The 7,372-nt window shown below is 69.9% G+C and carries 6 protein-coding genes and 4 pseudogenes; 6 read left to right on the top strand and 4 right to left on the bottom strand.

Annotated elements, in window-relative coordinates:
- The 3 genes and pseudogenes from K4G64_RS07885 to K4G64_RS07875 form a co-directional block, all read left to right on the top strand.
- Positions 1-1,376 (top strand): PEP-utilizing enzyme (locus K4G64_RS07885; protein WP_260460145.1); only part of this gene is annotated, 1,376 nt, incomplete at its 5' end.
- A gap of 140 nt (positions 1,377-1,516) precedes the next feature.
- Entirely contained in the window at positions 1,517-2,752 is a 1,236-nt protein-coding gene (locus K4G64_RS07880; RefSeq protein WP_221755300.1) for a GNAT family N-acetyltransferase, read from the top strand.
- A gap of 407 nt (positions 2,753-3,159) precedes the next feature.
- Positions 3,160-4,028 (top strand): annotated as a pseudogene (locus tag K4G64_RS07875) (alpha/beta hydrolase).
- On the opposite strand, the gene K4G64_RS07870 reads toward K4G64_RS07875, so the two are convergent.
- Positions 4,021-4,332 (bottom strand): STAS domain-containing protein, encoded by a 312-nt coding sequence (locus K4G64_RS07870; protein WP_260460151.1) that lies wholly within the window; start codon positions 4,330-4,332, stop codon positions 4,021-4,023. The pseudogene K4G64_RS07875 and the gene K4G64_RS07870 overlap by 8 nt on opposite strands.
- Before the next feature lie 274 nt (positions 4,333-4,606).
- Between K4G64_RS07870 and K4G64_RS07865 the strand changes: the two genes are divergently transcribed.
- The gene (locus tag K4G64_RS07865) at positions 4,607-5,017 is read left to right on the top strand and encodes an ATP-binding protein (RefSeq protein WP_260460144.1); all 411 of its coding nucleotides are present in this window, start codon (positions 4,607-4,609) and stop codon (positions 5,015-5,017) included.
- Positions 5,018-5,036: 19 nt separating this feature from the next.
- Here the strand turns inward: K4G64_RS07865 and K4G64_RS07860 are convergent, their stop codons facing one another.
- Together K4G64_RS07860 and K4G64_RS39930 are read right to left on the bottom strand one after the other, a co-directional pair.
- Positions 5,037-5,507, bottom strand: coding sequence for a hypothetical protein (locus K4G64_RS07860; protein ID WP_221755297.1), 471 nt, complete (start codon positions 5,505-5,507; stop codon positions 5,037-5,039).
- Between the two features lie 52 nt (positions 5,508-5,559).
- Positions 5,560-5,625 (bottom strand): annotated as a pseudogene (locus K4G64_RS39930) (ATP-binding protein); the annotation flags it as partial.
- 64 nt (positions 5,626-5,689) lie between these two features.
- Here K4G64_RS39930 and K4G64_RS39925 point away from each other — a divergent pair.
- A pseudogene (locus K4G64_RS39925) lies at positions 5,690-6,163 on the top strand (VanZ family protein); the annotation flags it as partial.
- Positions 6,148-6,378, top strand: a pseudogene (locus tag K4G64_RS07855) (ATP-binding protein); the annotation flags it as partial. The pseudogenes K4G64_RS39925 and K4G64_RS07855, both read left to right, overlap by 16 nt.
- A 29-nt stretch (positions 6,379-6,407) precedes the next feature.
- Here the strand turns inward: K4G64_RS07855 and K4G64_RS07850 are convergent.
- Complete coding sequence (locus K4G64_RS07850) at positions 6,408-7,193, bottom strand: hypothetical protein (RefSeq protein ID WP_221755306.1); 786 nt, start codon at positions 7,191-7,193, stop codon at positions 6,408-6,410.
- Positions 7,194-7,372 lie beyond the last annotated feature (179 nt).

The raw sequence follows: 7,372 nt of genomic DNA, 5'->3' as shown, positions 1-7,372 counted from the left end.
GCCCGTTGACGATCGCCGGATCGGTCTCGATCGGGGCGGCCGGCGGAGCGGCCGCCCCGATCGAGACCGATCCGGCGATCGTCAACGGGCTGATCGAGCGCAGCCAGGCGTCCATCGCCGCACTGGGGCGCGACATCGCCGCGCAGACCGGACCCGCCCTGTTCGACTTCCTGAAGGAGGCCTTCCAGGAGCACAAACGAGTCCTTACCGATCCGCTGAGCCATCAGGCGATCATGGCGGGCATGGAGGCCACGTGGTGGCTCAACGACAAGCTGCACGAGTGGCTGGGGGAGAAGAACGCGGCTGACACGCTCACCCTGTCCGCCCCCGACAACGTCACGTCGGAGATGGGCCTGGCGCTCCTCGACGTCGCTGACGTGATCCGCCCCTATCCGGAGGTGGTGGCGTTCCTGCAGAGCGTCGAGGACGACGGCTTCCTGGACGAACTGCCGAAACACGCGGGCGGGACCACAGCGCGCGACGCCATCGAGGGATACCTCGACCGCTACGGCATGCGCTGCGCCGGCGAGATCGACATCACGAGGCCCCGATGGCGCGAGAGCCCCAGCACCCTCGTGCCGGCAATCCTCGACAACGTCAGGAACTTCGAACCCGGCGCCGCCCGGCGACGCTTCGAGCAGGGCCGGCAGGAGGCCTGGAAGAAGGAACAGGACGTACTGACCCGCTTGCGGGCCCTGCCCGACGGGGAGAGCAAGGCCGACGAGACACAGCGGATGATCGAGCGGGTCCGCACCTTCATCGGCTACCGGGAGTACCCGAAGTACGACATCGTCAGCCGCTACTTCGTCTACAAACAGGCCCTGCTGGCGGAGGCCGAACGCCTCGTGCAGGCCGAGGTGCTCTCGGAGAAGGCGGACATCTTCTACCTCACGTTCCAGGAGCTGCACGACGCCGTACTCTCGCACCGGGTGGACGACGGGCTCGTCCGGCAGCGCAAGGAGACGTTCCGGACGTACCAGTCGCTCACACCGTCCCGGGTGCTCACATCGGAGGGTGAGACCGTCAACGGGGCGTACCGGCGCGACGACGTGCCGGACGGCGCCCTGGTGGGACTGCCGGTTTCCGGCGGGATCATCGAGGGGCGGGCCCGCGTCATCCTCGACATGGGGCAGGCCGATCTCGAGCCGGGCGACATCCTGGTCACGGCCTACACGGACCCCAGTTGGTCACCCCTCTTCGTCGGCATCGCCGGCCTCGTGACAGAGGTGGGCGGCCTCATGACCCATGGCGCGGTGATCGCGCGTGAGTACGGCTTGCCGGCCGTCGTGGGCGTCGACCGGGCCACCCGGTTGATCCGCGACGGCCAGCGGATCCGGGTGCACGGCAGCGACGGGTACGTCGAGATCCTGTCCTGACCGGGCTGTGCTCGACGGGCCGTGGGGGACGGGCCGTGGGGCGATCGCTAATTCGCTTGCCTCCGCCACGGGTTGACGCTGCACTCTGCTACCGGCACCACCGTCCGTGGTGCCGGTCGCCCGAGGAGGCAGTGGCAGCGATGGAGATACGTCCCACGAGCGACGAGGATCTCGATGTCTTCGTCGACACCGTCCACGCCGCGTTCGGGCGCTTCCCGGAAACCCCGGTCGAGGGTGGCGGGCTCTGGTGGTCGGCGCTCGAAATGGACCGCTGTCTGCTCGCCCTGACGGCGGACGGGCGGCCCGTCGGCACCGCAGGTGCGCACTCCTTCGAACTCACCCTGCCCGGCGAAACCATCGTTCCGGCACCCGGGGTGACCGCCGTCGGCGTCCTGCCCTCGCACCGGCGCCAAGGCGCGCTCAGCGCGATGATGCGGCATCAGCTCGATGAGTTGCGGGCCCGCGGGGAGTTCCTCTCGGTGCTGCTGGCCTCCGAGGCCACGATCTACGGCAGGTTCGGTTACGGACCGGCCACCTACACACAGGAGTTGACGGTTCAGCGTCACCGGGCCGCTTTCGCTCCGGCCCGGGCGCCCGCCGCGGCCGGCGCAGCGGTGACCGGCGCGGACAACGGCTCGATCGAGGTGCTGCGCAGCACCGGGTGCGGCGAAATCCTGGAAGAGGTCTACGACCGGTACCGCCGCGGCCAGCCCGGAGCGCTGTCCCGGCCGCACCGGTGGTGGGCTCTGCGAGCGGGGCAGCCCCCGATCTCTCCGGCGCCGCGCTACGTCGCCGTCCACCGGGACGCCGACGGCGTCCCGGACGGGTACGCCAGTTACTCGCTCGGCGAGCCCGGGACCACACTGACGGTCGACGAGACCATCACCACCGACGCGGCCGTCTTCACGGCCCTGGCCCGGTTCGTGCTCAACCACGACCTGGTCTCGCAGGTCGTGTTCAAGCACGTCCCGCCCGGGCACCAGCTGCGCCGGCAACTCGCGGACTTCCGCGCGGGCAAGGTGAGCGGCGACATGGACTGGCTCTGGGTGCGGCTGCTGGACGTCCCGCGAGCCCTGACCGCGCGCGGCTGGTTCGCTGACGGCGAGCTCGTCCTCGACGTGGAGGACCCGTTCCTCGGCGAGCACGGCCGATATCTGCTGACCGTCCGGGACGGCAAGGCCGACTGCGTCCCGACGGACCGGGAGCCGGACCTGTCCCTGGACGTGAGAGACCTCGGATCGGTCTACCTCGGCGGCACCGCCCCGAGCACGCTCGTACACGCCGGGCACATCCGGGCTCACCACTCGGACGCGGCCACCCTCGCCGACGCCCTCTTCCGCAGCGACCGAGTCCCGCACTGCCTTCACTGGTTCTGAACCCAGCGGCACTGAGGGGTCCCCTCGTGGTGGGAGCCACCCCGGCTGGTCACGAGGATCGCCGGTTTCCCCGCGAGGGGGGTGTTCGATCATCGAGGTGCGGCCCACGGCGAACGCATGGTCGACCCAGGCCTGAGCGTGGACGGGATCGCGTAGTCGTACATCGGTGCGCCCAGCAGAATCACGTCCGCCGACGCGGCTTCGTCGATCGCTTCGCCGTGTCGATGTGTAGCAGCGTGTCCATGACGGTACTCCTGAGGACGGTCGGGCTGCCTCTGCGTGGCGCGCCCGGTGCGATGCCCAAGAGCCTGCTTCCTCACGCTTGGTCGAGGCCCAGTCGATGTGATCCACATCATGGTCGAGCCGGCTCATCAGAACGGCGACGTCCCAGGATTCCGGGAGGCCAGGTGTTCGACGGCTTCGAGCTGACGCGATGCGAGGGGGAGGGGGCCTGGCTGAGGGTCCGTCATGGCGGTGACGGGCCGCCGGTGTTGCTGTTGCACGGTCACCCACGCACCCATGCCACGTGACGTCGCGTGGCTCCCCTGCTGGCCGCCGCCGGCCGTACGGTGGTCTGCCCGGACCTGCGGGGCTACGGGCAGTCGGACAAGCCCGCCTCCGACCCGGAGCACCTTCCCTACTCCAAGCGCGCCACGGCCGGCGACTGTCTGGCGGTCATGCGCCGTCTCGGGCACGAGCGGTTCGCCGTGGTCGGGCACGACAGGGGCGCGTACGTGGCAACTCGACTCGCCCTGGACCATCCGGAGGCCGTCTCCGCCATCAGTGTGCTGGACGCCGTTCCGATCGGGGAGGCCCTGCGCCGCTGCGACGCGACGTTCGCCACGAGTTGGTGGCACTGGTTCTTCCTCGGCCAGACCGACAAGCCCGCCGAACGCGTCATCAACGCAGACCCCGACGCCTGGTACAAGGCCACGAACGAGCAGATGGGCGCCGAAGCGTACGAGGACTTCCGGAGCGCTGTCCATGATCCGGCCACCGTCCACGCCATGTGCGAGGACTACCGTGCCGGCTTCGGTGTCGACCGCGAACATGACGACACCGACCAGCGCGCCGGCCGACGCATCGACTGTCCACTGCAGGTGCTGTGGGCCACCCGCGACGACATGGCCGACCTCTACGGCGACGTCCTGGGCGTGTGGCGCGACTGGGCGGGCTCCCGGCTGGACGGGGCCCGATCGACTCCGGCCATCACATGGCCGAAGAGGCGCCCGAGGCTCTCGCGGCGGCGCTGCTCGACTTCTGGCGCGTCAGGTGATGAGGGCCTGCTCCGTGGTGGGGTGGCAGGGGATGAGGGTGTCGACGCCGACCAGTTGGAGAACACGCAGGACGCTTTCCTGGGCTCCGGCGATGCGCACCCAGCCGTCTGCCCGGCTCAGCTGCTGGTGGGCGGCGACGAAGACGTTGATGCCGCTGGAGTCCATGAACGTCACGCCGCTGAGATCCGCCACTATCCGCGGCGGGGCCGCACCGTCCTCGATCAGCAGGGCTTCGCTGAGCACGTCCCGGACGTCGTGGTCGATCTCGCCCCGGAGCGTGACGACACGGACGCCGCCGGTCATGTGGTGTTCGGCGTGGAGCCGGCTCGGCCGGTCCGCTTCCTCGAGCTGGGACACCGTCTCCTCAATTGTGCTTAGGCTTGCCCGGTCAGAATGTGCGCAGTCGATTGTGCCCCACCGCCCCGGCCGAGTGCACCCGCGCGGCTGTGCCGAACAGCACTGTTTTGGCATGCAGGGCAGCGAAACGGGTACCGGCGCGCATGAACGGGGAGTGAGGGCGAGGCCAGTGAAACCTGATGCCGACGGTGACGGCTGCACTACGCCTGACGAGCATCTCATGCGCGTCGGGTACGCCTTGGACGGAGACGACAGCTGCATCGCGGACGCCCGCCGTCACGCCGCCGCCTTCCTCGACCGGGCGAGCGCAGAGCAGCACCTCCCCGTCTCCGCGCGAGCGAGGGACCTCACCGCTTTGGTGGTCAGCGAGCTCGTCACCAACACCCGGAAATACGCTCCGGGTCCCGTCCTGCTGGAACTGTGCGTCACCGCCAGCGTCGTGGAAGTGACCGTCTGGGACAGCGCCCCCACCATGCCCGCGGCCCGGGCCGCCGACCCCAACAGGGTCGGACAGCACGGCTTGGAGATCGTGAAGGCCGTGGCCCAGGACTTCACGGTGCGGAGGGAGACGGTGGGCAAGCGCATCACCGCCCGCATCCCCTTGGCCGACGGCCCCGCCCGCCGCTTCTGACGACCGCGCCCAGGGCGCGTCAGGAGACCCACGCCCCGTTGTGCCGATGCCGGTCCAACCCCACAGCCGAGAACTCGTCCTCGGCCGGGCCCGCCACCACCCCCAACCGTCGTAGCGCTTGAGAGACGGGACCGCCCGCCGGCGGAAAGGGCTCGCCCTCCGCCACGTGGAGCGGCGCGAGCACGATGGTGCCGGCGTCCCATACGGCAGCCCGCTGCTCGCCGACGCCGCCGAAGTACTCGGCCTCCACGTAGGCCACCGGCCCCTCGGACGACCAGTCGGCGAGCACCTTCTCGAACCCTCTTGGGAGGCGCTGGAATCCCCACGCGCCGTCCCCGCTGCCGTCCGCGACGGCTTCGCACAGTGCGTCTGTCATCGGCATCAACGACAGGCCCTGTCCGATCGACACGAGCCGGGCGGCGGGCAGAGCCCGCGTGACGACATGCAGTATCTCCTGGTCGGCGATCACTGCGTGCAGGTCGTAACTCATCTTCACAGCCTCCTGATTGCACACCTCATCCTGTCGCACCACACGTCGGCCAAAGAGTGCCGCCGGTGTGGTCGAGGACGCGGCGGGCCGTCTCGACCACGAGTGGCCGCCAGGGCGGGGTATCGCGGGCGTATCGAAAGCCGAATACGCCACCGCAACGGCCCTCCGCATGCACTGGAGGCATGACCCACAACGCATCCCTGCCCGCACCGCCTGGCCGCAGGCGCGGCATCGTTCTGCTCGTCCTGGCGATCCTCGGTCTGGCGGGCGCCGTGTTCATCATGCGGCGGCCGCTCATGATGTCAGCTCCGGCGTGCATGGCAGGCCGATGGCACGGCTGCTTCGACACGTTCAATGGTGTCGTGCTCCTCATCCTGGCCGCGCTGCCGTTGGCCGCGCTGGTGGTCTGGGCACTGGCGCGCAGCCGGCGTGCCACCGGTGTCCTGCCGGCATGGCGGAACTCGCTGGCCGAGGTGGGCATGGTCTACGGGACGGTGCCCTTCCTGTGGCTGACCCTGATGCCGGGTGGCGGGGCCGGTACGGTGCCCGCCCGGGTGAGCCTGGTCCCCCCGCGGGACCTGGCCACCATGGGCCCCCTCGGCATCGGTGGCAACCTGCTGGTCTTCGCGGCGCTGGGCTTCTTCTGCGCGTGGAGAACACCGGACCGGCGGTGCCACCGGTACTGGTGCCGACCCTCATCGAACCCTTTCAGCGCGGCACGGAACGCGTACGCGCCGACGAGCACGCCGGCGTGGGGCTCGGCCTGGCCGTCGTGCGCAGCATCGTCCGTGCCCATGACGCGACCCTCGACCTCGTCGCCCGCCCCGCCGGCGGTCTCGTCGCCACGGTCCGGCTTCCCGGCACGTCGTAGCCGGCGGGGTTCGGGCACGCCCCGCGTCGTCAGCTCTCGGAGTCGGAGTCCTCGGTCTGTGCTCCGGCTTCCGGTGCGGCCGCCGGCTGTGTGGCGGGCGCTGTGTAGAAGACGGACCTGCCCTGCTTCGACCGCTCGGCCTGACTCTTGGCCACGAGCCCCTCGAGCGTCACGCGTACCACCTTGGCCGCGATGTCACGGTGGGGGTGGGCCTGGCCGAGCGCCGTGGAGATCTCCGCGGCGGAGCGCGGTTCCTTCTGCACCGCGAGGTGGCGGCGAATGAGCTCGACGAGGGTGGGCTCGCCGGACTTGGCGGTGCCTGCCTTCTTGGCGGTGCCTGCTGACTTGGTGGCACCTGCCGACTTGGCGGTGCCGGCTGCCTTGGTGGCACCTGCTGACGTGGCGGTGGCGGCCGCTTCGGTGGTACCCGCCGACTTCGCGACGGCCGCCGACTTGGCGCTGCCTGTCGTCTTGGCCGCGGACTTCCTGGCTGTCCGCTTCGCCGGCACGGCGGTGGACTTGCGTGCCTTCTGCTTCCCGCCGGCCGCGGCACTGTCCTTCTTCCGCCGCGGAGAGGGCACCACGGCACTCGCGGAGTCGGAGGCGGACTCGGTCGGTGACGTGGTGATGCCGAGTGCCTGGTGCATGCTCACCAGCACGCCGTGGTCGCGCTGCAGAGCGGCAAGCTGCTCCTGCAGCGACGCGATCTCCGCACTGACACGTTCCTGCTCCTTGACGTTCGCGTCGAGGTCGCCGGTCACCTGGGCGATGTACTGAGATGCCAGTTCGGTGGCGGGAGTCGTCGTCTCGGACATGCTGCTTGCCTTTCTTCGGCGTCGGAGGCGTACTGCGGATGACTGCCTGTCTGGGAGCCAGGTCCCGGCGGCCCGGTAGGACGCCGCATGTGCCGCAAGTTGCCTCGGTGTAGCGATGGTACGGACCGACGAAGCATGTTGTTCCCCTTGAGCATCGCCTTTCCTCGACGGGGAGAGGA

It is taken from the genome of Streptomyces sp. WAC04114, assembly GCF_019733245.1.
Classification (GTDB): Bacteria; Actinomycetota; Actinomycetes; order Streptomycetales; family Streptomycetaceae; genus Streptomyces; species Streptomyces massasporeus_A.
The sequence above is the reverse complement of the archived record's forward strand: the minus strand, read 5'-3'. Positions and strand labels throughout refer to the sequence as shown.

Coding starts and splice junctions, on each gene's coding strand:
- K4G64_RS07880 (WP_221755300.1), top strand. CDS start 1,517: ATGGAGATACGTCCCACGAGCGACGAGGATCTCGATGTCTTCGTCGAC.
- K4G64_RS07870 (WP_260460151.1), bottom strand. CDS start 4,332: ATGACCGGCGGCGTCCGTGTCGTCACGCTCCGGGGCGAGATCGACCAC.
- K4G64_RS07865 (WP_260460144.1), top strand. CDS start 4,607: ATGCGCGTCGGGTACGCCTTGGACGGAGACGACAGCTGCATCGCGGAC.
- K4G64_RS07860 (WP_221755297.1), bottom strand. CDS start 5,507: ATGAGTTACGACCTGCACGCAGTGATCGCCGACCAGGAGATACTGCAT.
- K4G64_RS07850 (WP_221755306.1), bottom strand. CDS start 7,193: ATGTCCGAGACGACGACTCCCGCCACCGAACTGGCATCTCAGTACATC.